Genomic DNA, 25,856 nt, shown 5'->3' on the forward strand with positions numbered 1-25,856 from the left:
ACGACGTGCATGTTGCACTGCCGGAGACGATGTTCTGACCGCTTCGCCCGCGCTGCCGGGCACCCCGAGGATGTTCGCGATGCTGTTCCTGAAAAATGCCGCCGGCGCGCTGCGCCGCAACCTGACCGATACCGCTCATCATGTGTTCTCCGGGCCGCACCGCGGCTGGAAGATCGCGCTGTACGTGACGATGCTGGTGGTACCGGGCGGATCGCTCGCGGCGCTCGGGTTCGCATGGTTCGATCACCGCCGGCAGCGCAACGCGAAGCACACCGCCCGCCGCACGAGCCAGCCGGCGGCAACGGAGCCGTCGACATGGCGGTCCGCCGCCGATCCCGTCCCGGTGCCCGTGCACTGCCACTGACACCGCACCGCCCCCGCCATCCGGACTGAACGCCGGCCGCATCCCCGCGGCCCGGCGCCGTCCGCGCCGCATTCGTTGCCCGCTCCGCGCGCAAGCGATCCGTAATGACCGGTAAACCGGCCGTCCGCGCCGGTAACACATTCGTGCCGCCGCGCACCGTACCCTTAGGGCTGCGCAGCTTTCCCGCCGTCAGTTACCATTTGTCCGCCAGCGGCACAACGACCGCATCGCGCGACGCCGCTCGCCGGCCATCGCGCCCAGACAGGAATACCACGATGCCGTACGCCCCCCTCCCGCGCGCCCTTCGCCCGCTGAGCGCCGCCGTCGCCGTTGCGACGGCCGTGCTGCTCGCCGGCTGCGCCGTCGGGCCCGACTATCACCGGCCCGACACGTCGATCCCCGCCGCCTTCAAGGAAGCGCCGGCCGGCTGGAAGGTCGCGCAGCCCGCCGACCGGGCCGACCGCGGCCCGTGGTGGACCGTCTACAACGATCCGCAGCTCGACGCGCTGATCGGCAAGCTCAACGCATCGAACCAGACCATCGCGCAATCGGCCGCCGCGTACCGGCAAGCCCGCGCGCTCGTCGCCGAAGCGCGTGCCGCGTACTTCCCGACCGTCGGGCTGACCGCGTCGGGCTCGCGCTCCCGCACGGGGCGCGCGTCGACGTCGAGCACGTCGGGTTTCGGCAGCAGCTCGTCGATCGGCAACAGCTACAGCGTCGGTCTCGATGCGAGCTGGGAGCCCGACCTGTGGGGCAAGGTGAGCCGCAGCGTCAGCGCGCAGCGCGCCGGCGAGGCGGCCGCCGCAGCCGATCTCGCGAACGCGCGGCTGTCGCAGCAGGCGCTGCTCGCGCAGACCTACTTCCAGCTGCGCACGTCCGATGCGCTGCAGAAGCTGCTCGACGACACCGTGAAGTCGTACGGCGAATCGCTGAAGCTCACGCAGAACCAGTACGCGCAGGGTGTCGCCGCGCGCGCGGACGTGATCCAGGCGCAGACTCAGCTGCAGAGCGCGCAGGCCGCGGCGATCGACAACGGCGTCGCGCGCGCGCAGTACGAGCACGCGATCGCGACGCTGATCGGCGAACCGGCCTCGACGTTCTCGCTGCCGCCGAATCCGCTCGCGGCGGAACCGCCGATCACGCCGGTCGACGTGCCGTCCGCGCTGCTCGAGCGCCGGCCCGACATCGCGGCGGCCGAGCGCCGCGCGGCGGCCGCGAACGAGCAGATCGGCGTCGCGATTGCCGCGTTCTTCCCGACGCTCACGCTGTCGGCCACCGGCGGTTTCCAGAGCTCGGTGTGGTCGCAGCTGTTCACGCTGCCCGCGCGGTTCTGGACGGTCGGCCCGCAGCTCGCGGCGACGTTGTTCGACGCCGGCCTGCGCGCGGCGCAGACCGATGCCGCGCGCGCGACCTACGACCAGGATGTCGCCGCGTACCGCCTCGCGGTGCTCACCGCGTTCCAGGATGTCGAGGACAACCTCGCGTCGCAGCGCATCCTCGCGCAGGAAGTCGACGTGCAGCGGCAGGCCGTCGACAGCGCCGAGCACGCGCTCGCGATCGTCACGAACCAGTACAAGGCCGGCACGGTTGCCTACCTGAACGTGCTGACCGCGCAGACCACCGCGTTCACCGCGCAGCAGAAGCTCGCGACGATCGGCGGGCAGCGGATGGTGTCGTCGGTCGGACTCGTGAAGGCGCTCGGCGGCGGCTGGGATGCATCGGACATGGCGCGCGAGACGGGCGATGTGGCGGCGCCGGTGCCGGCATCCGGTGCGGCGGCACCGTCGGCTGCCGCACCGCTCGCGCAGAAGTAAGACGGGAAAAGGCGAGCGCGCCGCGCGCGTCAGCGCGTCGCGTCGCCGAAGATCAGCGACACCTGGTTGTTTCCGATCGGATGGCCGAGCAGGTTCAGCAGTCCGGCGAGATTCGCCTGCTGCTCGGGCGCCGCGTGCGCGGTGCCGCGAAACGAACCCTGACCGGGGCCGAAGCTGCCGTGCCCGTCGAGGAACAGCGGGCCCTGCGTCGTCGACAGGTCGAGATCGGCGTCCGCCCCCTTCGCCTGCAGCACCGCCCGGTACGACCCGAGCGGCTTCACGCGCGACACGCGCGAACTCATCGAATCGATCGTCACCGTCAACTGGCCGAACGCGTTGTTGCCGATCATCCGCCAGTCGGTCCAGCCGAGCCGCACGTCGCCCTGCAGATCGAGCGTGTTGAACGGCGTGCCGAGCCCGGCGAGCAGCGACGCGGGCACGGCCATCGAGCCCGCCGACAGCACCGCGCCGCGCCACGTCGCGTCGAGCGTGACGGCGTCGGGCATCGCCTCGGTCTGCCGCATGCGCATCCGCACGCGCCCGGTCAGGAGCGGCCAGAAGCCCGTGGTCCATTCGACCCGGCCCGGCAGCAGCGTCGCCGCGCTCTGGTCGGCGCCCGGCGCGAGCATCAGCGTGCCCGAGCCGTGCCACAGCGATCCGTCCGGATCGACGAGATTGACGTGCCCGCCGGTCGCGCGCGCGAACTGCGGGGCGATCCAGGCGGCCGGCGCGAGCGCGACGAGCGTCAGCGCCGTCGCGAGCCCGCCCGCCACCACCCACGGCAATGCGGCGACGAGCCGCCGGATCCCTGGCCTCATCGGCCGACCGTCGCTTGTTTCATCCACTGCGTCATTTCTGCGTCGAGGGTTGCATCACGGCCGTCAGGTCGACCTGGCCGTCTTCCTTCAGCGCGGTCACGTGCGCTTCGCCGACCTGCACCTTGAATTGCCGGCGCGCGTCGTCGAGCCACTGCGTCCACACCGGAAACGGCACGTTCTTCATCTGGACCTGCACGCCGTTACCGACGACCTGCACCTGCGCGCCCTGCAGCCCGTGATCGGACAGCGACGCGGTGAGCGCATCCTTCAGCGCGAGGCCGGTCGGCGCGACGCCTTGCGCGGCGGCCGTCAGTGACTTCGCCTCAGTGGCCTGCGCGGTCATCTGCGCAAGCTCGCGGCGCATCGTCGGCAGTTCGTGGCGGATCCGCGCGCGGCCTTCCTGCGCGGGCGACCACAGCACCGAATACGCGATCGCGACCGCCAGCACGGCGCCGCCCCAGCCGAGCAGCGTCCGCTCGCGCGGCGTGCGTTCGCCCCAGAACTGGGCCAGCGTCTGGTTGAGTTGTTCGGTCTTCATGAGCGGCTCCGGATCGTCCATTTGCCGGTGCTGCTGTCGACTTCGCCGGACAGCCCGTTGCGCGCGAGACGCTGCGGGAAATCGGGGTCGACCTTGACCTCCGGCTTGAAGCCGACGTCGAGCCGCCGGTCGTGATAATCGAGCGACGCGATTCCGTTCAGCGGCAGCGCGCCCATCGAACGCGACAACCCGCTCGACAGCGCGAGGAAATCGTTCGGCGACAGCTCGCCCGCCGCAAGGCGCAGCTGGTCGAGCTGACGCTGCATCTGTGCGGGCGGATCGAGCACCGTCGTCGTCTTCGGGAAGGCCGACAGCAGCGTCTCGGTGATCTGCGCGGACAGCGCGTCGCGCTCGCGCGACAGCTTCCACCAGTGCAGGTTCATCCCGATCACCGCGACGCCGAGCGTGGCCGCGGCGAGTGCGATCGGCACGCGCAGGCGCTTCACCGTCGCGCGGTCGAAGCGCCACGGCTGGGATTCGAATTCGAACTGGCACAGATCGAAGCGCTCGGTCAGCGCACGTCGCGCGAATGCGTCGAACGACAGCGGTTGCGCGCCCGGCAGCAGCGGGCCGTCGGCACGCCCGACCGACGCGAGGCGCGGCTCCGCGCCCGGTTCGCCGAGTTCGTACAGCTCGACGTCGCCGCCACCGGCGAGCGCGGCCAGCGTGCCGCCCGCGCGGGATGCCGGCGCCGCGAAACCTTCGCCGAGCGCGCCGCGCGCGACCGCGAGCTCGAGACGCGGCGCACCGGCCGCGGCCGGCTGCGCGCCGGCTTCCACGAGCACGGGTTCGACCGTCGTCGCGAGGCCGAGCACCGCGGCCACCGCCGTCGGGCGAAGGGGCGGCTCGTCCGCCGCCGTGATTGCGTCGGCCGGCGTGGCCTCACCGTCGGCAGGCGCATCGGGCGCCGCGTCCGCCGCCGGCGCCCGCGGCGCGGGCAGGCAGCGCGTCGCGGGCACGGCGCTCAGGTGCCGGTGGCCGGCTGCCGTGAACGCGTCGCAGATCGCGCGGAACCACGCGCGATCGACGACGGCCAGCACGCGGCGGCCGTCCGGCAGCGCGACCGGATCGAGCGCGATATGGCAGCCGAGCGGATCCTGGATCAGCTGGTCCTCGACGATGTTGGGCAGCGCCTGGCGCAGCTTCGGCCCCTTGAGCGGCGGCACGGTCGCGGCCAGGAGCAGCACGTCGCGCGCGGCGACGATCAGCACCGTCGCGTTCGCGCGCGGCAGCAGCGCGAGCGCGGCGCGGCCCGCGCGCTGCACCTGGCCGGCCTTGTCCACGAGCGTGAACGGCAGCTCCGGCCACTGCCACTCCTGCAGCGGCACGGCCGGCTCGCGCGGCGGCAAAGAAACAATCAGCGTGCTCAAGAGTTCCTCTCCCGAATGGCGTCGTTATAGCTGGTCGCGGATGCGCACGACCCGCGTCGAGTGCGTGGTCGAATCACGATACACGAGCGAGGTGCGATCGACCTCCGCGCGATCGTGCTGAATCCGGCCATGCACGATGAAATAGTTCGAATTGACGTCGACGAGGCTCGAGTCGATCGTCGCGTTCGGCGGCGCGCCGGCGCCGCGCAGCGCGAGCTGCACGTCGCCGACGTTGCGGAAAAACACGGTCTCGCGCCGCGCCACGAGCGCCTGCGCGGACGACACGCTCATCCCCGGCACCAGCGCCGCGATCACCTCGGCCGGCGCGGTGTTCATGTTCACCGGCGTGGTGGTCGGCAGCACGGTGACGAACGGGCGCAGCCGCGCGACCATCTCGGGCGTCACGCCGTCGACGTCGAGCAGGCTGTCGACGCCGGTCATCTGGAGCGGCGCGGGCCCGCGATCGCCGTCGGACATCCCCGGTTCGTCGGTGATGTTGCCGGTCATGTCGCCGCCGGGCACCGGCGCGGTCGCGGCCGTACCGGCGCCGGGCAGCGTCGGCGTCTGGAAGCGCGTCGCCGAATGCATCAGGCCCGCGCGCATCTGCAGCGCGATCCGCTTAGCGAACGCGCCGTCGTAGCCGAGCGTCGTCAACAGCCGCTGGAACGCCTGCAGCTGCATCACGTTGAGCTGCAGCACGCCGGGGGCCGGCGACGACACGAGGTTGCGCAGGTTGTACTTCGCCTGCGCGTCCTCGATCGATCCTGAGATGTAGGTGTCTTCGCCGCCGTTGTCGTTCGGCGCGCCGATCCGGCCGAGGAAGTCGGACAGCTTGGTCTTCGCGATCGGCACGGCCCAGATCCCGCCGAGATAGGTGATGCCGGGCGCCGTGTCGCCTTCGGAGCGCAGGATCATGCGCGTCCAGTCGAGCGCGCCGCGCGCGACCCACTGCGCCTGCGCGATCACGCGCTGGTTCTCGATGCGGCGAATCTGCACCTGCTGACGCCACAGCATCCCCGACACGAGGATCGCCGACAGCGCGACGACGAGCAGCGCGGTGATGATCGCCGCACCGCGCTCGCGGCGGGTGCGTGCATGCGCGCGTGCGCCGCCGCGAGCGGCGGACCGGGAACGGTGAGGGCGCGCGCGCATCGTCATTCCCCGACGAGGAAAATGCGCGTGACGGGCATGCGCAGCGACGTCGCGCCGATGCTGACCTGCAGCCCCGTCACCGCGCGCGTCGGCGGCGCGTTGCCGATCTGCGGCACCTTCAGCGCATCGTTGTTCTGCGACAGCGCGTCGCTGGCCGCCTGCAGGTTGGTGGTCCAGCCGACGCGCGGCACGTACAGCTTCGCGTCGATCGCACCGACGCCGCCCATCAGCGCGACCCAGCTCCAGCCGTCGACGCTGCTGTCCTTCAGCACGTCGCGCAGGCGGTTCGCGTCGTCGAGCGGCGGTGACGCATAGCGCACGACGCGCCCGCCGGCGATCCGGTAGCGGACCACCTGCAACCGAGGCGCGGCGCCCGGCACGTCGAGTTCGCGGACGATCTGCAGCGTGTTGCCGGCGACGCCGATCGCCGGCTGGCCGGCTTCGTCGTCGGTGGCGGCGAGCCGCGCGTCGATGCGCATCTGGTCGAACATCTGCGCGAAGATGCGCTCGTCCTCCATCGCGGACGCGACCTTGTCGCGGCCGCGCATGATCTGGTCGAGCCCGCGCCACGAGAGGATCGCGACCACCGCGAGGATCGCGATCGCGATCATCAGTTCGATCAGCGTGAAGCCGCGCACGCGGCGCGGGCCGACGGAACGCACGGGCCGGCGCCGCATCGGCGCGTCAGAGCGGACGGCTGGTTTCATTCGCGACCACCGTCACCATTTGCGCGAGCACGCCGGCGTGCCCCGGCATGCTCACCGACATCTGCACGCGCCGGAACACCGGGTTCGGCGTCGTGCTCACGCGCTGCGTGCAGACCAGCTGCACGTTGCCTTGCGAACAGTCGAAACTCTGCTCACCGACCTCCGGCCACGCATGCGTGAGCCGCAGCTGCGCGAGTGCGTTGTCGGCGCTCCAGCCGGCGAGCAGCCGGCGATGGAGATCGGATGCATTGGTCGCCATCGTGCCGACCGCGCGGATCGACGCGGCAAGCGCGACCGCGATGATCGCGAGCGCGACCAGCACCTCGATCATCGTGAAGCCTCGGGAAGGAGCCGGGAAGGGCAGGCGACGACGCATCGTCATTGCACCTCGTAGCGGCCGTTGCCGGTGCCGACGATCGTCGCGCTGCCGACCGCCGAATGCAGCGTCACGCGCACGGGCGTGTCGACGCTTTCGATGCCGAACACGACGCGGCTCGCACGCGTGTCGGATCCCGGATAGTCGATGTCAGCGCCGGTGACGCCGCCGTCCCAGTCGCGCGGGCGCAGCACGTCGTCGCGCAGCGTGCGCCAGCCGTCGGGCGAGCTCACGTCGAAACGGAAGCCGTGCGCGGTCGGCTGCCACGCGATCGGGCGCGCGCGCACCTGCGCTTCGTCGCCGGCCGTCTCGAACAGCAGCGCGATGCGCTGCGCTTCCTCGCGCAGGTCGGTGCGCGGATTGCGCGTGAGCGACAGCGACGCGAGCGACACCAGCAGGCCCGCGATCACGAGCACGACCAGCATCTCGAGCAGCGTGAAGCCGCGCGCGCGCGCCGCGGTCACGGCCGCGCCGCGACGCACGCGGCCGTCGCGGGCATCGCGGCGAGCGCGAGCGGAGCGCAAGGGCGTGCGAAGGGCGGGCATGAAGTGAAGAAACGGGAAGAACGTCGGTCCGGTCAGCGCGCGCTTACTGCCACGAACCGATGTCGGAATCGTTGCTCTCGCCGCCTTCCTTGCCGTCGGCGCCGTAGCTGAACACGTCGATCTCGCCGTGCACGCCCGGGTTCAGGTACTTGTACCCGTTGCCCCACGGGTCGTTCGGCAGGCGCTCGAGATAGCCGCCGTCCTTCCAGTTGTTCGGGATCGGATCGGTGGTCGGCTTCTGGGTCAGCGCGTTCAGGCCCTGTTCCTGGGTCGGATAGCGGCCGTTGTCGAGACGGTACAGCTTGAGCGCCTGCATGATCGTGCCGATGTCCTGCTTCGCGGCGATACGGCGTGCCTCGTCGGGACGGCTCATGATCTTCGGCACGATCAGTGCCGCCAGGATCCCGAGGATCGCGACCACCACCATGATCTCGATCAGCGTGAAACCGCGCTGACGGCGCACGGCCGCATTACGGCGAGTGATCCACGTTTGCATGACTGACTACCTCTTTCCAAAAAATATCGTCGATTGAGTGACGCACCCGGCGTATTCCGGACGCTTGCCTGACGGCCGGCTTCCGTTTCCCCGGGCGCGGAGCACGCATTGTAAGGCGCACATTGCCGAGGGCTTTCACCCAACGCAAATTTCATATACATCCGTACAATAGCGCGCATGAACGCGCTCTCGATCCGGATCCTCTCCCTAGCCCTCTTCGCGGGTTTGTGCGCGACGGCCACCTACTGGGTCGTCACGCTGTCGGCCCGCGAAGCGCCGCTGCCCGCCGCCGCCGCGCGGTTGCCGATCCGCACCGAGGACGCCGCCGCGCTCTTCGGCGGACAGCTCGACAAGAATCCCGTGCAGGACATCCACCTGTTCGGCATTCTCGCGCTCGATCATGGCGGCGCCGCGATCGTCGGCGTCGGCGGCGAACCGCCGCGTGCCGTGTCGCTCGGCGCGGAAGTCACGCCCGGCGCGAAGCTCGCCGAAGTCCGCAGCCGCTCGATCATCGTCGACCGCAACGGCGCCCGCGCCGAAATCCAGCTCCCCGCGAATACGCCGTCCCCCGCGATCTACATGCGTTGAACGGCGGCGGCCCGACCGGCGCCCGGGCCGTCACTGCACCATGTTGTTCAGCTCGATGATCGGCAGCATCACGGCCAGCACAATCACGAGCACGATGCCGCCCATCGCGAGGATCAAGAGCGGCTCGAGCAGGCTCGTCAGGAACATCGTGCGCCGCTCGAGTTCGCGCGCCTCGCCTTCCGCCGCGCGATCGAGCATCGTCGTCACGTCGCCCGTCGCCTCGCCGGAACGGATCAGGTGCACGAGCACCGGCGGAAACGTCTTCACGTTGTTCAGCGCGCGCGACAGCGCGGAGCCTTCGCGCACGCGCACGATCGCATCGTCGATGTTCGCGCGCATCGCGCGGTTCGACAGCGTCTCGCCGGCCGCCTGCAACGCGCGCAGGATCGGCACGCCGGCCGCGGTCAGGATGCCGAGCGTGCTTGCGAAGCGCACCGTGTTGTAGCCGCGCACGAGCTTGCCCGCGAGCGGCGCCGTCAGCACCCAGCGGTCGAATGCGAGCCTGGGCCCGTCGCGCGACAGCGTCGCCTTCACGAACCACACGACGAGCGCGACCGCGATCAGGATCGCCCACCACCAGTGCCGGACGAAATCCGACAGCGCCATCATCACGATCGTCAGCAGCGGCAGTTGCTGCTTCGTGCTCGCGAACACGTTGACGACCTGCGGTACGACATAGCTCAGCAGGAACGTGACGATGCCGAATGCGATCAGCGTGACGATTCCCGGATACGTGAACGCCAGCAGGATCTTCTGCTTCAGCGCATTGCTCTGTTCGATGTAGTCGGCAAGGCGCGACAGCACGATGCCGAGCTTGCCGGTGTGCTCGCCCGCCGCGACGAGCGCGCGGTAGATTTCCGGAAAGTCGCGCGGATGCTGGCCCAGCGCGTTCGCGAGCGAATGGCCGCCGAGCACTTCCGCGCGGATCGCGGCCATCAATTCGCGAATGTAGTCGCGCTCGGCCTGCTCGGTGAGCACGCCGAGCGCCTCGTCGAGCGGCAGCCCCGCGATCAGCAGGCTCGCGAGCTGGCGCGTGAGGATCGCCTGCTCGCGCTGCGAGAGCTTGCGGCCGAACGCGAGGCGCTGCGAGCGCGCGCCGCGGGTCGCGCTGGCGGCCGGCTCGACGACGAGCGGCGTGAGCCCCTGCGTGCGCAGCTGGCCGCGCGCGGCGCGCGCGCTGTCGGCGTCGATCACGCCTTTCTGCGCGCGCCCCGCCGAATCGATTGCTTCGAAACGGAATGCCGGCATCGCGCTATGCGCCTCCCGTCACGCGCAGCACTTCCTCGAGCGACGTCGCGCCGGCCGCGAGCCAGCGCTCGGCGTCGTCGCGCAGCGTGCGCATCCCTTCGGCGCGGCCCGCGGCGAGAATCTCCGCATCGGCCGCGTTGCGGTGGATCAGCGTGCGGATCGAATCGTCGACCACCAGCAGTTCGTACACGCCGCGCCGGCCGGTGTAGCCCGAATGCCCGCACTTGTCGCAGCCGACCGGATGCCACACGGTGCGGCCTTCCTCGTGCCGCTCTTCCTTGCAGACCGGGCAGAGCTGGCGCACCAGGCGCTGCGCGAGCACGCCGAGCAGCGACGACGCGAGCAGGTACGGCTCGACGCCCATGTCGGTCAGGCGCGTGACGGCCGATGCGGCATCGTTCGTGTGCAGCGTCGCGAGCACGAGGTGGCCCGTGAGCGACGCCTGCACCGCGATCTGCGCGGTTTCCAGATCGCGGATTTCGCCGATCATGATCACGTCCGGGTCCTGGCGCAGGATCGAGCGCAGCGCGCGGGCAAAGGTCATCCCGATCCGCTCGTTCACCTGCGTCTGGCCGATGCCGGACAGGTCGTATTCGATCGGATCCTCGACGGTCATGATGTTGGTCGTCGCCGTTTCGAGCCGCGACATCGACGCATACAGCGTCGTCGTCTTGCCCGAGCCGGTCGGGCCCGTCACCAGCACGATCCCGTGCGGGCGGCCGATCAGCTTGTCGAACTGGACGAGCGTGTCGCGGCCCATCCCGAGCGCCTCGAGGTTCAGGCGCTGCGCATCCTTTTCCAGTAGACGCAGCACCGCGCGCTCGCCGTGCCCGGTCGGCAGCGTCGACACGCGCACGTCGACCGGCCGGCCGCCGACGCGCAGCGTGATGCGGCCGTCCTGCGGCAGGCGCTTCTCGGCGATGTCGAGCTGCGCCATGATCTTGATCCGCGAGATCAGCGCGCCGTGCAGCGCCTTCTTCGGGCGCACGACGTCGCGCAGCGTGCCGTCGACGCGAAACCGCACGACCGATGCGTTCTCGAACGGCTCGATGTGAATGTCCGAGGCCTGTTCGCGTGCCGCTTGCGTGAGCAGCGCGTTGATCATCCGGATGATCGGCGCGTCGTCTTCCGATTCGAGCAGATCCTCGACTTCGGGAATGTCCTGCATCAGGCGCGACAGGTCGACTTCGCCTTCGACCTCGCCGACGATCTGCGCCGCGCTGCCGTCCTGGCGCGCATAGGCCTGGTTGATCGCCTGCGCGAGCTCGTCGGCCGGCACGCGATGCACGGAGATCGAGCCGAAGTTGCGCGCGATTTCGGCGAGCGCCGCATCGTTCGTGCGTTCGCTGATCCACACCTCGAGCGTGTCGTCGAGCTGGTGCGCGATCAGCACCTGGCCGCTCTTCGCAAAGCCGTACGGCAACAGGCGCGCGGCGAGCGGCGACGGCGGCTGCCGTTCGCCCGGCGCGCCGTCGTGGGCGGAGGACGCGAGCACGTCGGTCACTGCGAGGCTCCCGGCGTGGCGGTCAGCGGCTGTTGCGGCACGGCCTGCTGCGGCACGCTCTGCGGCTGCGCGGGCGTTGCCTCCGGCAACGGCTGGGCCGGCACCGGCGCGACCTGGCGCTGCAGCTGCTGGCGACGCATCTTGTCGAGATCGAACAGGTTCCCGGCGGGCGTGCCGCCCTGGCTCGGGCCGAGCGGCATCGGCGGGACGACCGGATCGTCCTTGTCGCGCATCACGTTGTTGTCCGACTTGTACGCGCCCGTCACGCCCTGAATGTAGTCGTAGCGGTTAGCCGTGACTTGCTGCGCGACATTGCGATCGTTGATGATCACCGGGCGCAGGAACACCATCAGGTTGGTCTTCTGGCGGTTCTTGTTCTCCGAGCGGAACAGCTGGCCGATCCACGGGATGTCGCCCAGCAGCGGCACCTTGCTGTTCGACACCGCGTAGTTGTCCTGCATCAGGCCGCCGAGCACGATGATTTCGCCGTTGTCCGCGAGGATCGTCGACTGGATCGAGCGCTTGGTGAAGGTCGGACCGTTGACTGCGGTCGCAGTGGAGGTCACGACCGCCGAATCCTCCGTGTAGAGTTGCAGCTTCAGAATACCGCCATCGGTGATCTGCGGCTTCACGTGCAGCGTGAGACCGACGTCGCGGCGATCGTAGGTATTGAATGCGTTGTTCGTGTTGCCGCTCGTCAGGTTCGAATACGAACCCGTCGGAATCGGCACGTTCTGGCCGACGACGATCTTCGCCTCTTCGTTGTCGAGCGTGATGAGGTTCGGCGTCGACAGCACGTTCGCGTCGCTCACGCCCGCGAAGTAATTCAGCAGCGCGCCGAGGCCCTGCACGCCGAACATGTTGTGCAGCCAACCGACGTTGAGGCCCGGCAGGAGAGTCTGCCCCAACGCGCCGAGACCCGTCGCACCGCCGGCTGCAACCGCGCCCGACACACCGAGGATGTTGCCGGTGGGTGTACCGGGAGCGCTGAAGTTCGTGCCACCGAGAAACTGGCCCTGAGCGATCTGCCACTGAATGCCGAGGTTGCCGGACGTGTTCGAGTTCAGCTCGACGATCAGCGCTTCGATATAGACCTGCGCGCGCCGTGCGTCGAGCTGGTCGATCACCGAGCGCAGGTTCCGGTAAACCGGATCGGACGCGGTGATGATCAGCGAGTTGGTCGCCGAGTCAGCCTGGATCATCCCGCCCGGCTGGTTGTCGTCGCCCTTGTCCTTGTCGCCGCCGAGCAGGCCGCCGGTACCGAGGCCGCCGCTGCCCGTCGCGCCGCTGCCGTACGACGAGGACGACGAACCGCCCAGGCCGCCCGACGGCAGCGGCGGGGTGCCCGACGTACCGGTCGAGAAGTTGCCGCTCGACGACGAGCCGCCGCCCTGGTTGAAGCTGTTCGCATCGTTGGACGACGCCGACGAACCGCTGTCGCTGCCGCTTCCCTTGCCGAGCATGCCGCGCAGCGTCTTCGCGAGCTTCACCGCGTCGGCGTTGCGCAGCGGCACGACGTGCATGTTGCCGGGCACCGCGCTCGGCGCGTCGAGCTGCTGCACGAGGCGCTTCGCGGCCGCAAGGCGCGACGCGCTGGACGCGCGCAGCATCAGCGAGTTGGTGCGCGGATCGGCCGTGACCGACACCTTCAGCGTCGCGTCGCTGTTGCCGATCGCGCCGGGGTCGAGCATCTTTTGCAGCTGCGCGGCGAGGTCGATCGCGTTCGCGTTGCGCAGCGGCACGACCTGAACCTGCGCGCCCGCGGCGCTGTCGACACCCGAGATGATCTGCGCGATGCGGCGCACGTTGTCCGCGTAGTCGGTGACGACGATCGTGTTGTTCGCCGGGTAGGCGGTGACCGTGTTGTTCGGCGAGATCAGCGGCCGCAGCACCGGCAGCAGGTTGTTCGCCGATTCGTTGCGCAGCTCGAACACCTGCGTGATGACCTGGTCGCCGCGCGCCTGCGGCGCATTGCCGACATAGGTCGGCACGCCCTGCAGCTTTGCGTCGGCCTCCGGCACGACCTTCAGCACGCCGTGATCCTGCACCAGCGCGAAGCCCTGCATGCGCAGCGCCGACTGCAGCGTCTTCAACGCCTGGTCTTCCGGCACGGGCCGTTCGGCCACGAGGTTGAGCTGCCCCTTCACACGGGGGTCGACGATGATGGTCTTGCCGGTTGCGGCGCCGATCGCCTTGGCGACCTGGTCGATATCCGCATTCACGAAATTGAGCGTGACCTGAGCGTAGGCGGCCTGCGAGACGATGATGCCGGCGACCATCAAGGTCGTGGCGATGCGCCGCATAACGAAGCGATTTCTTGTCATGGATGATTGGGTCGATGCCGGCTCAGGCCACTTCCGGCGGTAGTGCTGGGATCCAGGTCCTAAAGGCGCGACATTAGCAGTTTTTCATGTCCGAAATATCACATTGATCCGAAGACTGTCTCACATACGACATGTATCCGGCACACCGTATGCAATATGTAAGATTTCGGCAATGCCCCGGCATTCAGGCCATCGCCGTCGTTTTGCGATGAATCGACACGAAAATGCGGTATAAACGGGCTGCCGCCTTTCGCTTGTCGTCACGCGACGGACTGTCTGTATGATACGGGCGGCGCGTTTCCAGTCGTACGAATAACAGACACGGGTTTTCCCGATCCTTGCGTCATTTCCATTTCGTTTCCGCAACATGAACAGACGGTTCGCTTCGATCGCGTTGATCGCCGCCGGCGCGTGGTTCGCCTGCGGAAACGCTCGCGCGGATTGTTTCGACGAAGCCGCCCGCTACCAGAAGGTCAATCCGCTGATCCTGCGCGCGATCGCGTGGCAGGAGTCGCGCAACCGGCCCGACGCGCTGAACAAGAACACGAACGGCTCGGTCGACTACGGCCTGATGCAGATCAATTCGATCCACCTGCCGACGCTGTCGCGCTACGGCATCGGCCGCGACACGCTGATGCAGCCGTGCAAGAGCGTCTACATCGCCGCGTGGCACCTGCGCCAGAAGATGAATCGCTACGGCAACACATGGCAGGCCGTCGGCGCCTATCATTCCGAAACGCCGTCGCTGCGCGACAAGTACGCGCGGCAGATCGCCGGAATCCTGGCGCAGTGGAAGCTGCTGCCGCCCGAGCAGTGACGCCGCGCCGCAGCGCCGGCTGACGCCGTGCCGCTCGGCCGGCGCGCGTTTGATGCACAATGCGCATCTCACGCCGCGATTTCGACCGGCCCGGGCCGATCGCGCCCCGCCAGGGCGCCGCGGCCGCTTTTCCCTCTTTTCCGTTGGTGCAAATCGTTATGAATCCGGCAATGAACCAGCCGTTGCCCGTCACCGTGCTGTCCGGTTTCCTCGGCGCCGGCAAGACCACGCTGCTCAATCACATCCTCGCGAACCGCGCGGGCCTGAAAGTCGCCGTGATCGTCAACGATCTCGCGGCGGTCAACATCGACGCGTCGCTCGTGCGCGATGCGCAGGCGCTGTCGCACGTCGAGGAACGCCTCGTCGAGATGTCGAACGGCTGCATCTGCTGTACGCTGCGCGACGACCTGCTCGTCGAGATCCGCAATCTCGCGGCGGACGGCCGCTTCGATGCGATCGTGATCGAATCGACCGGCATCGCGGAGCCGATGCCGATCGCCGAAACCTTCACGTTCGTCGACGACGACGGCGCGTCGCTGTCGAGCGTCGCGCGCCTCGACACGCTCGTCACCGTGGTCGACGCCTACAATTTCCTGCGCGACTACGGTTCCGACGACGCGCTCGCGACGCGCGGCATCGCCGCATCGGACGAAGACGATCGCACGCTCGTCGAGCTGCTGATCGAGCAGATCGAATTCTGCGACGTGCTGGTGATCAACAAGGCCGACCTCGTCGGCGCGGACGAACTCGCGCGCCTGCAGCACATCCTTGCGCGGCTCAACCCGCGCGCGCACCAGGTCGTGTCGACGTTCGGCAACGTGGCGCTCGGCGAAGTGCTGAACACCGGCCGCTTCGATTTCGACGAAGCCGCGAACGCGCCGGGCTGGCTCGCGTCGCTCGATCACGATCACACGCATTGCGACGATCCCGAGTGCCACGATCCGCATCACGCGCACGTGCATGGCGAGGCCGACGAATTCGGCATCGGCAATTTTGTTTACCGCGCGCGCCGGCCGTTTCATCCGGCGCGACTCTGGGCGCTGCTGCATCAGGAGTGGCCGGGCGTGCTCCGCAGCAAAGGCTTCTTCTGGCTCGCGACGCGCAACGACATCGCGGGTTCGCTGTCGCAGGCGGGCGGCGTGTGCCGGCATGGCCCGGCAGGTCTCTGGTGGGCCGCGCAGGATCGCGCGGAATGGCCGGACGACGACGAGTTGCTCGCCGAAATTCGCACGGAGTGGCAGGGCGACCTCGACGACCGCTCGGTCGGCGATCGCCGTCAGGAACTCGTGCTGATCGGCATCGGGCTCGATGCCGACGCATGGCGCGCGAAACTCGACACATGCCTGCTCACCGATGCGGAATTCGCGCTCGGCGCGCCGCAATGGGCCACGTTCGACGATCCGTTTCCGGTGTGGGATGTCGATTCGCACGACGACGAAGACCCGGGCGACACGCAGATCGTGCACGCGTAATACACGGTAAAACTCGGGGAAAACGGCCGCGGACAGTAACCGTTAAATCTTGCAAGAGTGACGCGAACTGTGGCGAAAATGCCGCGCGCGCCCAACAAAAAACCCGCCGGAAGGCGGGTTTTTTTCCTGGAACAGGCGCTGAATTAACGCTTGTTGACGGCGTCCTTGAACGCCTTGCCAGCCGTGAACTTGACCGTCTTGGCTGCCGGGATCTTGATGGTTTCGCCCGTCTTCGGGTTGCGGCCCGTACGTGCTGCGCGCTTGCCCGAACCGAAGCTGCCGAAGCCGATCAGCTGAACCGCATCACCCTTCGACACGGCCTTCTTGATGACTTCGAGCAGCGTGTCCAGCGTTTCGCCGGTTTGAGCCTTGCTGGCGCCCGTTTGGGCGGCGACGGCGTCGATCAGTTCCTGTTTGTTCATTAAGGTTCCTTTTTCAGGTTAGGTTTGACACGAACAGCGCGAACGCGCCGATTATACGTGCGCGAACCGTGCCGTCGAGAGTCAGACTCCGACGGCACAGCGCCGAATCCTGGCCCGCGCGACGTGCCGTCCGGCTTGCCGGCGGCCACCCCGCGGTACGGCGTTGCTATGATAGCGCAGCGCAAACCCAATAACGACAAGGGTTTCAAAGATTTTCATCGGTATTTCGCCGAATGAATCGTCGATTGCCCGTTTTTTGACCTGCGCCAACCGGACAGGATACGCAGCCGGGTCCGCCGTCGCGCAACGCCGTTGGTTTTTGCCAACGGCCCGCCGGACGCCTCCGCGCAATCCCTTGCCAGGCTTGGCTGCCACGTTTTTTGTTTCGCATGCCCGACCGACTCGTTCCCGCCACGCTCGCGTTTCGCGACGACGGCACCCTCGTCTCGCCCGCGTACGGCGACATCTATCACAACGTCGCGGGCGCGCTCGCGCAGGCGAGCCACGTGTTCATCGCGGGCAACGCGCTGCCCGCGCGCTGGCAAGGCCGCCGCACGTTCACCATCGTCGAGACCGGGTTCGGCGTGGGCGCCAACTTCCTCGCGACCTGGGCCGCCTGGCGCGACGATCCCGCACGCTGCGAGCGGCTGCATTTCGTGTCGTTCGAGAAACATCCGTTTTCGCGCGAGGATCTGCGCCACGCACTGTCAAAGATAGTTGCGAACACAACCATATCGACAGAAGCGGGGATGCTCGTCGATGCGTGGCCGATGCTCGTTCCAGGTTTCCATCGCCTCGAATTCGACGCCGGCCGCGTCGTGCTCACGCTCGCACTGGGCGACGCGCGCGAGATGCTGCCGAAACTGGTCGCACGCGCCGACGCGTTCTATCTTGACGGCTTCGCGCCCGCAAAAAACCCGGAGCTCTGGTCGGCCGATGTGTTTCGCGCACTCGCACGCGTCGCCGCCGACGATGCGACCTTTGCGACGTATTCGAGCGCGGGCGTGGTGAAACAGGCGCTCCTCGACGCGGGTTTCACGTATCGCAAGATCGCCGGGTTGGCCGGCAAGTTCGCGATGCTCGCGGGCGAATATGCACCGCGCTGGCGGACGCGCCGGCACGAACCGCCGCGCGCATTGCCGGTCGCCGCGCGCGATGCGATCGTGATCGGCGCGGGCCTGGCCGGCTGCGCGGTCGTCGAACGGCTTGCGGCACGCGGCTGGAACGTCACGCTGATCGAGCGGCACGCGCGGATCGCGAGCGATGCATCGGGCAATCCGGCCGGTGTATTTCATCCACTGATGACGCGCGACGACAACGTCGCGAGCCGCCTCACGCGCAGCGGTTTCCTGCATGCGCTCGCACGCTGGCGCGCGCTCGAGCAGGCCGGCCATGCGTTCGCGCGCAGCACGCGCGGAATGATTCATCTTGCGGAATCGGCCGACGATTTCGTGCGGATGCGCGAGGCGTTCGATGCGCTCGGCGCACCGTCCGACTACGTGTCGCTGCTCGACACCGACGCCGCACGCGCGCATCTGAACCTGCCCGTCGCACATGGCGGCCTGCTGTTTCCGCACGGCGGCGCCGTATGGCCGGCAGCGCTCTGCGCCGCGCAAGTCGCGGCGGCCGGTGAGCGCGTGAAACTGCTGGCCGGCACCGAGGTCGCTCGACTCGAGCGTGACGGCAACACGTGGCGCGCCGTCGATGCGGCAGGTGCGACGCTCGCCGAAGCGCCGGTCGTCGTGCTCGCGAACGCGGGCGATGCCGTGCGTCTCGCCGGCCTGCGGCATGTCGCGCTGCAGCCGGTGCGCGGCCAGTTGACGCTGCTGCCGCCCGGCAGCACGGCGCCGCTGCCGTGCCCGGCGATCGGCGACGGCTATGCGGTGCCGCTCGACGACGGCACGCTGCTGATCGGCGCAACGTTCGAACCGGACGACCTCGATCCTGCGATGCGTCCCGCCGGACATATCGAAAATATCGAACGCGTGCGGCATCTGCTGCCCGGCCTGATCGGCGATCTGCCGGACGTCGGGACGCTGCGCGGGCGCGTCGCGTTTCGCTGGGTCGTCGCCGACCGCGTGCCGGTGATCGGCCCGCTTGCCGACGAAGCGCAGACCGTCGCGAACGCACGTGCGCTGAGCGGTGCGAAGGCGCGCGACCTGCCGCGCACCGCTGGGCTCTACGGCGCATTCGGCTACGGCTCCCGCGGCCTGGTGTGGGCGGCGCTCGGCGCCGAGCTGATCGCGTCGCAACTCGAGGGCGAGCCGCTGCCGCTCGAGCGCGAACTCGCCGATGCCGTCGACCCGGCCCGATTCCTGATCCGTGCGCTGCGCGGCCGCCAGATCGGCTGATCTCGTCAGCCGAAATCTCACAGTTCTTCGATTTTTTCGCGCAAGGTTATCCACTCGACGCTGTGGATAACCGCGCGGAATCCACGCGCGGTTCGTGTGCAATCACAGTGGACGTAAACTGGGCAACTCGGCACAGTCGTCGAACGGCTCGAAAGTTGCTCAACTCAAACCGCTGTGAGCAAACAGCCTGTGCAACGGGTTATCGCTGTGCCAACACCTTGATCTTGTTGCGTAAACCGAAGTTATCCACAGAACTGTGCGCGTCTTGTTAACTTCTACTACGTATATATACAAGTAAACCATTGAAACCAAAGACCTGTGGTGCCTCACAGGGCCGCGAGTCGATTCGATCGGTTCCGGAGCGAAAAAGCTGTGGCACAATCGGTTTCCTTCGCGTTCGTTCGGCCAGGCGCCGGACATGCTTCAATGGAACGGTCGGCACGATTTCGAATCTGAATCTTCGAGACTGCGCAGTCCGTTCACACACCAGGCCGACAATCCAGATCGGCAGCCTGAACGACAGTTCCGCCGGACGGCGGAAAAAGGCGGATCCCATGTCCCGCCGTCGTCGACCACAACAATCACATTCGGGGCGATACCCAGCCGGCGCGCATCTCATTTCTGACGCTTGACCCCGCGCCGCTGGCGATTGCTTCCAAAGGAGAAGTCACCACGATGAAGTCGGCGTTCTCATTCCTGCCCAACTGGCCGCTCGCGCCGGATGCCGTGTTCTGGGCCGGGCTCGCGTTGTTCGCGGCCGGTCTGTGCGGCGAGCTGTGCTACCGCGCATGGCGGTTGCCGCGCATCACCGGCTATGCGGTGATCGGTCTCGTCGCCGGTTCGTTCGGATTCGGCGTGATCGACGCGAGCACCGACGAAACCTCGCGGCTGCTGATCGACGTCGCGCTCGGCCTGCTGCTGTTCGAGCTCGGCAGCCGTCTCGACCTGAAGTGGATTCGCCGCAATCCGTGGCTCATTGCGTCGAGCCTTGCCGAGGCGACGCTGACGTTCGTGCTCGTGCTGTTCGTGATGCTCGCGCTCGGCGTGTCGGGCATGGTCGCGCTCGTGCTGTCGGCGATCGCGATCGCGACGTCGCCGTCGATGGTGATCCAGCTCAAGACCGAACTGCGCGCGGAAGGGCAGGTGTCGCAGCGCCTCATCACGCTGACCGCGCTGAACAGCGTGTACGCGATCGTGCTGACCAAGCTCGTCACGAGCTGGCTCCACCAGGAGGCGTACGGGAACGTTTTCGCGACGATCCTGCAGCCCGTCTACCTGATCGCCGGTTCGTTCATCGTCGCGTACCTGGTCGCGCGCGCATGCAATTACCTGTTCCGCCACATGACCTCGACGATGCGCGACGAGCATTCGTTCGTCGCGCTGTTCGGCCTCGTGATGCTCGCGATCGCGGTGGCGCAGGCGCTGAAGCTGTCGACGCTGCTCACGCTGCTGCTCGCCGGCATCATCGTGAAGAACCTCGAAGCGCGGCCGCAGCTGTGGCCCGAGCATTTCGGCACGGCCGGCTGGCTGCTGACGGTGGTGCTGTTCGTGCTGACGCTCACGTCGTTCACGTGGGGCGACATCGCACTCGGCGGGCTGCTCGCGATCGCGCTGATCGTCACGCGGCTCGTGGCGAAGCTGGCCGGCGTCGTCGCGTTCGCGAAGCCGAGCGGCATCGGGATGAAGCAGGGCATCGCGCTCGGTATCGCGCTCACGCCGATGTCCGCGCTGTCGTACCTGCTTGTCGACGACACCTACCAGCTCTATCCGAATTTCGACCCGCACCTGCGCGCGATCGTGATGTGCACGATCGTGATCCTGCAGCTCGTCAGCCCGTTCGTCGTCTACCGCTGCCTGTCGGCGGTCAGCGAACGCAGCGACGGCAACTGATTTCCGGAACCTGCCATGGCACTCGAAACTTTCGTCAATTCCGAACCGTTCACGTTCGGCGTCGAACTGGAGATCCAGGTCGTCAACACGCACAACTACGACCTGACCAAGGCGGCATCCGACCTGATGCGCCTGATCCAGGGCGAGACCTTCCCCGGCAACATCACGCCCGAAATCACCGAGAGCATGATCGAGCTGTCGACCGGCATCTGCCATTCGCACGAGCAGGCGGTCAGCGAGCTGCACGCGATCCGCGACGTGCTCGTGAAGGCGGCCGACCAGCTCAACGTCGGGCTCGCCGGCGGCGGCACGCACGCGTTCCAGCAGTGGAGCGACCGGCAGATCTACGACGCGCCGCGCTTCCAGTACATCTCCGAGCTGTACGGCTATCTCGCGAAGCAGTTCACCGTGTTCGGCCAGCACGTGCACATCGGCTGTCCCGATCCGGACAGCGCGCTGTTCCTGCTGCACTCGATGTCGCGCTTCATTCCGCACTTCATCGCGCTGTCCGCGTCGTCGCCGTTCGTGCAGAACGTCGACACCGGCTTCCATTCGGCGCGCCTGAATTCGGTGTTCGCGTTCCCGCTGTCGGGCCGCGCGCCGTTCGTGCTGACCTGGGACAGCTTCGAGGAGTACTTCATGAAGATGGTCAACACGGGCGTCGTCAACTCGATGAAGGACTTTTACTGGGACATCCGGCCGAAGCCCGGCTACGGGACGATCGAAGTGCGCGTGATGGACACGCCGCTGTCGGTCGATCGCGCGGCCGCGATTGCTTGCTACATCCAGACGCTCGCGCGCTACCTGCTGACCGACCGGCCGCTGAAGCTGTCGGAGGACGACTATCTCGTCTACACATTCAACCGTTTCGAAGCGTGCCGCTTCGGGCTCGAGGGCACCTGCGTCAATCCTCAGACAGGTGAGCGCCGCACGATCGCGGAAGACATCCTCGACACGCTCGACCGGATCGCGCCGCATGCGGCCGCGCTCGGCTCGCGCGCGGCGCTCGACGAGATCGGCGCGCTCGCGAAGGCGCGCGTGAATGACGCGTCGTGGTTGAGAACCGTTTTCAAACAGGAAAAATCGCTGAACGAGACGGTTCGTCAGCAGTGCCTGCGCTGGCGTGAATGAAAAAATGTTTTGCAGATTACAGGCTCGACCGCGCGGCGATTCGCTGAACGCCGTTCGGCGCCGATTCGTGCGCAGCGCGTCGCCAGTCGTCCTGAAAATCTGTGGATAACCCGATATTCCGCTTCAAAGTCAACGCTCTGCGAGATGGATAACCCGGTGGACCGATGCCGTCGGCACGATGGCCGATTCGAACAGGAAAATGTTTGCGCGTTCGGTTGTGGGGTCGGCAGAGATTGCCGGCACAACGAAAAAATCCGGTTATCCAGCGATTTTCCACAGAATGCAGGGGATAACTTAGCTGTGCGATTTTCCGCTCTCGCTTAGAATGTCGGCTTTGCGGACACCGGAACGACCCGTGTCTCACCGGTCGCCGCGAACGCGACCGCCGCGTGTGCCTCGCGACGGCCGTGTCGACGCTCTTCAACGAGCGTCTGTTTTGAGATGACATTCGATCTCCACACTACGGCTGCTCGGCGATCCGGGCGGCGGCAAAGCGAAAAGACTATGAGCGAAGGCGTTTACGGGAATCAGGCTTCGGGACGTGTGACCCACAGCTTGCTGCGGTTGAGTACGGCCATGCGAAGCCAGGCATGGGATTGGGCGGAAGGCGCAGGCCTCACGCCGACGCAGGGCGAGATCCTCGTGCTGCTGCTGCAACGCAAGGGCCCGATGCGGCTCGGCGAGATCGCACGCGAGACGCAGCTCACGGCTGCGACCACCAGCGATGCGGTCAGCACGCTCGAGACGAAGGGTCTCGTCGAGAAGCGTCGCGCACTGGACGACGGCCGTGCGCTCGCCGTGCGCCTGTCGGCCCGCGGCCGTACCGCGGCGAAGAAGGCGCTTCAATGGCCTGAATTCCTGACGAAAGCGGTCGGCAAGCTCGGCGCGGACGAGCAGGGCACGCTGTACCGTGCGCTGCTGAAGACGCTGCGCGAACTGCAGGTGGCCGGTGCGACGCCGCCGCAGCGCATGTGCCTGACGTGCGCGCATTTCCAGCCGGGCAAGCAGTCGAAGAAGACCGTGCATCACTGCGCGGCGCTCGATCTGTCGATGGCCGACAGCGATCTGCGTCTCGACTGTTCGGTGCACGAAGAAGCCGACGCGGCGACGCAAAAGAAGACCTGGAAGGTATTCGCCGGCTGACGTCCGTCGATCGACCGGGAGGCCGATGATGAACGCTGAAGTGGTGGCGATCCGCCACGTGCATTTCGAGGACCTCGGCAGCTTCGAGCAGGTGCTCGGAGAGCGCGGGCGGCGGGTACGCTACGTCGACGTCGGATCGTCGCGCGTCGAGGCGCTCGACGCGCTCAAGCCGGCGCTGCTCGTGATGCTCGGCGGGCCACTCAGCGTGTACGAGGATGCGCAGTATCCGTCGATCGCGCCGCTCGAGGCACTCGTGCGCCAGCGCATCGACGCCGGACTGCCGATCCTCGGCATCTGCCTCGGCGCGCAGTTCATCGCCCGCGCGCTCGGTGCGCGCGTCTATCCGGCTGCGCAGAAGGAACTCGGCTGGGCGCCGCTGACGCTCACCGACGCGGGCCGCGCGTCGCCGCTGCGCCATCTCGACGGCGCGGCGACCTCGATGCTGCACTGGCATGGCGATACGTTCGACCTGCCGGGCGGCGCGATCCATCTCGCCTCGACCGCGGCGTGCCGCCACCAGGCGTTCGCGTGGGGGCAGCACGTGCTGGCGCTGCAATGTCATCCTGAAATCCGCGCCGACCGCTTCGAACCCTGGCTGATCGGCAACGCCGGCGAAATCGCGTCGACGCCCGGCATCGACGCGCGCCAGTTGCGCGCCGACACCGTTCAGCACGGTCCTGTGCTGGAGACGGCCGCGCGACGCATGTTCGGCGAGTGGCTCGACAGCGTCGGGCTTTGATCCCGGGCGAGCGGCATCGCGCGTGACCGGCCCGCGGGCATTGCGGCCGGTGCACCGCCGCACGCCGCGTGCGTGCTGCCTCGCTGCCGGCTGCACGCCGGCCCTGCCTGACCATCCGCTTACTGCCGAACCGGCTGCCAGCAGGCTTCGAGCCCGCATGCTACGCTGATCCGCTCTTTCCCTTTCCTGGCGAGCGGCATCCATGACTGCGCTGTTTTCTCCGTTCACGCTGCGCGGCGTGACCCTTCCGAACCGGATCGTGATCTCCCCGATGTGCCAGTACTCGGCCGAGCGCGGCGAGGCGACCGACTGGCACATGATTCACCTCGGCCATCTCGCGCTGTCCGGCGCGGGCCTGCTGTGCATCGAAGCGACCGCCGTCGAACCCGACGGGCGCATCACGGCCGGCGACCTCGGCCTGTGGGACGACGTGACCGAAGCGGCGCTCAAGCCCGTGCTGGCGGCGATCCGCAAGCATTCGCCGGTCCGTGTCGCGATGCAGCTCTCGCATGCGGGGCGCAAGGCGTCGAGCGAGGTGCCGTGGAAGGGCGGCCAGCTCGTGTCCGTCGCCGATGGCGGCTGGCTGCCGCATGCGCCGTCGGCGTTACCGCACAAGGACGGCGAGACGCCGCCGCTCGCGCTCGACGCGGCCGGCCTGAACCGGATCCGCGAAGCGTTCGCTGCGGCCGCGAAGCGTGCGGCGCGCCTCGGCATCGATGCGATCGAGGTGCACGCGGCGCACGGCTATCTGCTGCATCAGTTCCTGTCGCCGCTTTCGAACCAGCGCACCGACGAATACGGCGGCTCGCGAGACAACCGGATGCGCTTTCCGCTCGAGATCTTCGAGATCGTGCGCGCGGCGTTCCCGGCGGACCGGCCGGTCGGCGTGCGCGTGTCGGCGACCGACTGGGTCGAGGGCGGCTGGGAACTCGAGGATACGATCGCGTTCGCGCACGAACTGAAGCAACGCGGCTGCGACTGGATCGACGTGTCGTCCGGCGGCGTGTCGCCGCTGCAGAAGATTCCGCTGTCGCCCGGTTACCAGGTGCCGTTCGCGCAGGCGGTGAAGCGCGCGGTCGGGATGCCGACGATCGCGGTCGGCCTCATCAACGAGCCCGCGCATGCGAACCGGCTGATCGAGTCCGGCGACGCCGATTTCGTCGCGATGGCGCGCGCGATGCTGTACGACCCGCGCTGGCCGTGGCATGCGGCCGCCGAGCTCGGCGCGCAGGTTTCGGCGCCGCCGCAGTACTGGCGCTCGCAGCCGCGCGAGCACAAGACGTTGTTCGGCGACATCGCATTCGGCCAGCGTTGAGCGTCATGCGCGCGATATTGCGCGCGATGTTGAACGAAGCAATCGTGAACGTGTAGGATGCGGGTGATTCGCCGCATGCCCCGACGCGGCACCGACCGGTGCCGCGTTTTCGTTTCGCGCGACGCAGGGCCGCGCAGGACGCAAACGCGGCCGTCTTCCATTCAAGTCGTCTTCAAAGGATTCGTTCGATGAGTTCACGCAGGATCGCGGTACGCCGCTCGGGAGTACACGGCAAGGGCGTGTTCGCGGTGGAGCCGATCAAGGCCGGCGAACGCGTAGTGGAATACAAGGGCGAGCGAATTTCGTGGAAGGAAGCGCTGCGCCGCCATCCGCACGACCCGAACGAGCCGAATCATACGTTCTACTTCGCACTGGAAGAGGGCGGCGTGATCGACGGCAAGATCGACGGCAACAGCGCGCGCTGGATCAACCATTCGTGCGCGCCGAACTGCGAGGCCGAGGAGATCAAGGGCCGCGTGTTCATCCACGCGCTGCGCGATATCGGGCCGGAAGAAGAGCTGTTCTACGACTACGGCCTCGTGATCGACGAGAAGCTGACGAAGAAGCTCAAGCGCGAATACGCGTGCCATTGCGGCGCGGTCGCGTGTCGCGGCACGCTGCTCGCCACGCCTGACGACGACGGCAAGAAGAAAAAGAAGAAGGACCGGAAGTCGGAGTCCGGCGCGAAGGACAAGAAAAAGAAGAAGTGACCGGCGCGGCCTCGCATCGTGC

The 25,856-nt window shown here is 67.7% G+C and carries 24 protein-coding genes; 12 read left to right on the plus strand and 12 right to left on the minus strand.

Annotated elements, in window-relative coordinates; all coding sequences use genetic code 11:
• The first annotated feature begins 79 nt into the window (after positions 1-79).
• Both WS45_RS09535 and WS45_RS09540 read left to right on the plus strand, forming a co-directional pair.
• Positions 80-364: a multidrug ABC transporter ATPase gene (locus WS45_RS09535; protein ID WP_082721891.1), complete on the plus strand. Its 285-nt coding sequence runs from the start codon at positions 80-82 to the stop codon at positions 362-364.
• Between the two features lie 275 nt (positions 365-639).
• Positions 640-2,178 (plus strand): efflux transporter outer membrane subunit, encoded by a 1,539-nt coding sequence (locus WS45_RS09540; protein WP_059699566.1) that lies wholly within the window; start codon positions 640-642, stop codon positions 2,176-2,178.
• Positions 2,179-2,207: 29 nt separating this feature from the next.
• Here WS45_RS09540 and WS45_RS09545 read toward each other — a convergent pair whose 3' ends face one another.
• Genes WS45_RS09545 through gspG form a run of 8 tightly spaced genes read right to left on the minus strand, consistent with a single transcriptional unit; the run spans position 2,208 to position 8,180 of the window.
• The gene (locus tag WS45_RS09545; RefSeq protein WP_059699568.1) at positions 2,208-2,996 is read right to left on the minus strand and encodes a type II secretion system protein N; all 789 of its coding nucleotides are present in this window, start codon (positions 2,994-2,996) and stop codon (positions 2,208-2,210) included.
• Between the two features lie 31 nt (positions 2,997-3,027).
• A complete protein-coding gene (gspM, locus tag WS45_RS09550; RefSeq protein ID WP_059531425.1) occupies positions 3,028-3,534 on the minus strand; it encodes a type II secretion system protein GspM in 507 nt (168 codons plus the stop codon).
• Positions 3,531-4,904: a type II secretion system protein GspL gene (gene gspL, locus WS45_RS09555; RefSeq protein WP_059691486.1), complete on the minus strand. Its 1,374-nt coding sequence runs from the start codon at positions 4,902-4,904 to the stop codon at positions 3,531-3,533. Before gspL ends, gspM begins: the two co-directional genes overlap by 4 nt.
• 24 nt (positions 4,905-4,928) lie before the next feature.
• Positions 4,929-6,056, minus strand: a complete 1,128-nt coding sequence (gspK, locus tag WS45_RS09560; protein ID WP_059699713.1) for a type II secretion system minor pseudopilin GspK — start codon at positions 6,054-6,056, stop codon at positions 4,929-4,931.
• A 2-nt stretch (positions 6,057-6,058) separates the two neighbouring features.
• Positions 6,059-6,763, minus strand: a complete 705-nt coding sequence (locus tag WS45_RS09565; protein WP_059699570.1) for a PulJ/GspJ family protein — start codon at positions 6,761-6,763, stop codon at positions 6,059-6,061.
• Positions 6,741-7,145, minus strand: coding sequence for a type II secretion system minor pseudopilin GspI (gene gspI / locus WS45_RS09570; protein WP_059531297.1), 405 nt, complete (start codon positions 7,143-7,145; stop codon positions 6,741-6,743). The genes WS45_RS09565 and gspI overlap by 23 nt, the downstream gene beginning before the upstream one ends.
• A complete protein-coding gene (locus tag WS45_RS09575; protein WP_059531294.1) occupies positions 7,142-7,684 on the minus strand; it encodes a GspH/FimT family pseudopilin in 543 nt (180 codons plus the stop codon). The genes gspI and WS45_RS09575 overlap by 4 nt, the downstream gene beginning before the upstream one ends.
• A 43-nt stretch (positions 7,685-7,727) precedes the next feature.
• A complete protein-coding gene (gene gspG / locus WS45_RS09580) occupies positions 7,728-8,180 on the minus strand; it encodes a type II secretion system major pseudopilin GspG (protein WP_059531290.1) in 453 nt (150 codons plus the stop codon).
• A 177-nt stretch (positions 8,181-8,357) separates the two neighbouring features.
• Between gspG and WS45_RS09585 the strand changes: the two genes are divergently transcribed.
• The gene (locus WS45_RS09585) at positions 8,358-8,768 is read left to right on the plus strand and encodes a type II secretion system protein N (protein WP_059448336.1); all 411 of its coding nucleotides are present in this window, start codon (positions 8,358-8,360) and stop codon (positions 8,766-8,768) included.
• A 30-nt stretch (positions 8,769-8,798) separates the two neighbouring features.
• Here the strand turns inward: WS45_RS09585 and gspF are convergent, their stop codons facing one another.
• From gspF to gspD, 3 genes are read right to left on the minus strand one after another with little or no spacing between them, the layout of a single operon-like run.
• Entirely contained in the window at positions 8,799-10,016 is a 1,218-nt protein-coding gene (gspF, locus tag WS45_RS09590) for a type II secretion system inner membrane protein GspF (protein WP_059531287.1), read from the minus strand.
• Positions 10,017-10,020: 4 nt separating this feature from the next.
• A complete protein-coding gene (gene gspE / locus WS45_RS09595; protein WP_059531283.1) occupies positions 10,021-11,520 on the minus strand; it encodes a type II secretion system ATPase GspE in 1,500 nt (499 codons plus the stop codon).
• Positions 11,517-13,844: a type II secretion system secretin GspD gene (gene gspD / locus WS45_RS09600; RefSeq protein WP_059531280.1), complete on the minus strand. Its 2,328-nt coding sequence runs from the start codon at positions 13,842-13,844 to the stop codon at positions 11,517-11,519. The genes gspE and gspD overlap by 4 nt, the downstream gene beginning before the upstream one ends.
• A 367-nt stretch (positions 13,845-14,211) precedes the next feature.
• Between gspD and WS45_RS09605 the strand changes: the two genes are divergently transcribed.
• Positions 14,212-14,661, plus strand: a complete 450-nt coding sequence (locus WS45_RS09605) for a lytic transglycosylase domain-containing protein (RefSeq protein ID WP_059691488.1) — start codon at positions 14,212-14,214, stop codon at positions 14,659-14,661.
• Positions 14,662-14,819: 158 nt separating this feature from the next.
• On the plus strand, positions 14,820-16,133 hold the full coding sequence (locus tag WS45_RS09610; RefSeq protein ID WP_059691489.1) for a GTP-binding protein: 1,314 nt from the start codon (positions 14,820-14,822) through the stop codon (positions 16,131-16,133).
• A gap of 143 nt (positions 16,134-16,276) precedes the next feature.
• Here WS45_RS09610 and WS45_RS09615 read toward each other — a convergent pair whose 3' ends face one another.
• Positions 16,277-16,555 carry an HU family DNA-binding protein gene (locus tag WS45_RS09615; RefSeq protein ID WP_006401505.1) on the minus strand — a complete coding sequence of 93 codons (279 nt, stop codon included), beginning with the start codon at positions 16,553-16,555 and terminating at the stop codon, positions 16,277-16,279.
• 389 nt (positions 16,556-16,944) lie between these two features.
• On the opposite strand from WS45_RS09615, the gene mnmC reads away from it, so the two are divergent.
• From mnmC to WS45_RS09650, 7 genes are all read left to right on the plus strand, one after another.
• Positions 16,945-18,906, plus strand: coding sequence for a bifunctional tRNA (5-methylaminomethyl-2-thiouridine)(34)-methyltransferase MnmD/FAD-dependent 5-carboxymethylaminomethyl-2-thiouridine(34) oxidoreductase MnmC (mnmC, locus tag WS45_RS09620; protein WP_059699572.1), 1,962 nt, complete (start codon positions 16,945-16,947; stop codon positions 18,904-18,906).
• Positions 18,907-19,581: 675 nt separating this feature from the next.
• Complete coding sequence (locus tag WS45_RS09625; RefSeq protein ID WP_059531269.1) at positions 19,582-20,796, plus strand: cation:proton antiporter; 1,215 nt, start codon at positions 19,582-19,584, stop codon at positions 20,794-20,796.
• A gap of 15 nt (positions 20,797-20,811) precedes the next feature.
• Entirely contained in the window at positions 20,812-21,927 is a 1,116-nt protein-coding gene (locus WS45_RS09630; protein WP_034183814.1) for a YbdK family carboxylate-amine ligase, read from the plus strand.
• 504 nt (positions 21,928-22,431) lie between these two features.
• Positions 22,432-23,070, plus strand: coding sequence for a MarR family winged helix-turn-helix transcriptional regulator (locus tag WS45_RS09635; protein WP_059531266.1), 639 nt, complete (start codon positions 22,432-22,434; stop codon positions 23,068-23,070).
• Between the two features lie 28 nt (positions 23,071-23,098).
• A complete protein-coding gene (locus tag WS45_RS09640; RefSeq protein ID WP_059699714.1) occupies positions 23,099-23,809 on the plus strand; it encodes a glutamine amidotransferase in 711 nt (236 codons plus the stop codon).
• Between the two features lie 202 nt (positions 23,810-24,011).
• Complete coding sequence (locus tag WS45_RS09645) at positions 24,012-25,124, plus strand: NADH:flavin oxidoreductase/NADH oxidase (RefSeq protein ID WP_059699574.1); 1,113 nt, start codon at positions 24,012-24,014, stop codon at positions 25,122-25,124.
• 188 nt (positions 25,125-25,312) lie between these two features.
• Positions 25,313-25,834, plus strand: a complete 522-nt coding sequence (locus WS45_RS09650) for an SET domain-containing protein (RefSeq protein ID WP_059691492.1) — start codon at positions 25,313-25,315, stop codon at positions 25,832-25,834.
• Positions 25,835-25,856: the final 22 nt, after the last annotated feature.

This window comes from Burkholderia sp. RF2-non_BP3 (genome assembly GCF_001522185.1).
Lineage (GTDB): Bacteria > Pseudomonadota > Gammaproteobacteria > Burkholderiales > Burkholderiaceae > Burkholderia > Burkholderia diffusa.

What these genes read in the sequence shown, in the direction of transcription:
- gspD (WP_059531280.1), bottom strand. Translation starts at nt 13,844, where the DNA reads ATGACAAGAAATCGCTTCGTTATGCGGCGCATCGCCACGACCTTGATG.
- WS45_RS09565 (WP_059699570.1), bottom strand. Translation starts at nt 6,763, where the DNA reads ATGAAACCAGCCGTCCGCTCTGACGCGCCGATGCGGCGCCGGCCCGTG.
- WS45_RS09535 (WP_082721891.1), top strand. Translation starts at nt 80, where the DNA reads ATGCTGTTCCTGAAAAATGCCGCCGGCGCGCTGCGCCGCAACCTGACC.
- WS45_RS09650 (WP_059691492.1), top strand. Translation starts at nt 25,313, where the DNA reads ATGAGTTCACGCAGGATCGCGGTACGCCGCTCGGGAGTACACGGCAAG.
- gspK (WP_059699713.1), bottom strand. Translation starts at nt 6,056, where the DNA reads ATGCGCGCGCGCCCTCACCGTTCCCGGTCCGCCGCTCGCGGCGGCGCA.
- WS45_RS09575 (WP_059531294.1), bottom strand. Translation starts at nt 7,684, where the DNA reads ATGCCCGCCCTTCGCACGCCCTTGCGCTCCGCTCGCGCTCGCCGCGAT.
- gspM (WP_059531425.1), bottom strand. Translation starts at nt 3,534, where the DNA reads ATGAAGACCGAACAACTCAACCAGACGCTGGCCCAGTTCTGGGGCGAA.
- WS45_RS09540 (WP_059699566.1), top strand. Translation starts at nt 640, where the DNA reads ATGCCGTACGCCCCCCTCCCGCGCGCCCTTCGCCCGCTGAGCGCCGCC.
- WS45_RS09645 (WP_059699574.1), top strand. Translation starts at nt 24,012, where the DNA reads ATGACTGCGCTGTTTTCTCCGTTCACGCTGCGCGGCGTGACCCTTCCG.
- gspI (WP_059531297.1), bottom strand. Translation starts at nt 7,145, where the DNA reads ATGACGATGCGTCGTCGCCTGCCCTTCCCGGCTCCTTCCCGAGGCTTC.
- WS45_RS09640 (WP_059699714.1), top strand. Translation starts at nt 23,099, where the DNA reads ATGAACGCTGAAGTGGTGGCGATCCGCCACGTGCATTTCGAGGACCTC.
- WS45_RS09585 (WP_059448336.1), top strand. Translation starts at nt 8,358, where the DNA reads ATGAACGCGCTCTCGATCCGGATCCTCTCCCTAGCCCTCTTCGCGGGT.
- WS45_RS09635 (WP_059531266.1), top strand. Translation starts at nt 22,432, where the DNA reads ATGAGCGAAGGCGTTTACGGGAATCAGGCTTCGGGACGTGTGACCCAC.
- gspF (WP_059531287.1), bottom strand. Translation starts at nt 10,016, where the DNA reads ATGCCGGCATTCCGTTTCGAAGCAATCGATTCGGCGGGGCGCGCGCAG.
- WS45_RS09545 (WP_059699568.1), bottom strand. Translation starts at nt 2,996, where the DNA reads ATGAGGCCAGGGATCCGGCGGCTCGTCGCCGCATTGCCGTGGGTGGTG.
- WS45_RS09605 (WP_059691488.1), top strand. Translation starts at nt 14,212, where the DNA reads ATGAACAGACGGTTCGCTTCGATCGCGTTGATCGCCGCCGGCGCGTGG.
- WS45_RS09630 (WP_034183814.1), top strand. Translation starts at nt 20,812, where the DNA reads ATGGCACTCGAAACTTTCGTCAATTCCGAACCGTTCACGTTCGGCGTC.
- WS45_RS09610 (WP_059691489.1), top strand. Translation starts at nt 14,820, where the DNA reads ATGAATCCGGCAATGAACCAGCCGTTGCCCGTCACCGTGCTGTCCGGT.
- mnmC (WP_059699572.1), top strand. Translation starts at nt 16,945, where the DNA reads ATGCCCGACCGACTCGTTCCCGCCACGCTCGCGTTTCGCGACGACGGC.
- WS45_RS09615 (WP_006401505.1), bottom strand. Translation starts at nt 16,555, where the DNA reads ATGAACAAACAGGAACTGATCGACGCCGTCGCCGCCCAAACGGGCGCC.
- WS45_RS09625 (WP_059531269.1), top strand. Translation starts at nt 19,582, where the DNA reads ATGAAGTCGGCGTTCTCATTCCTGCCCAACTGGCCGCTCGCGCCGGAT.
- gspG (WP_059531290.1), bottom strand. Translation starts at nt 8,180, where the DNA reads ATGCAAACGTGGATCACTCGCCGTAATGCGGCCGTGCGCCGTCAGCGC.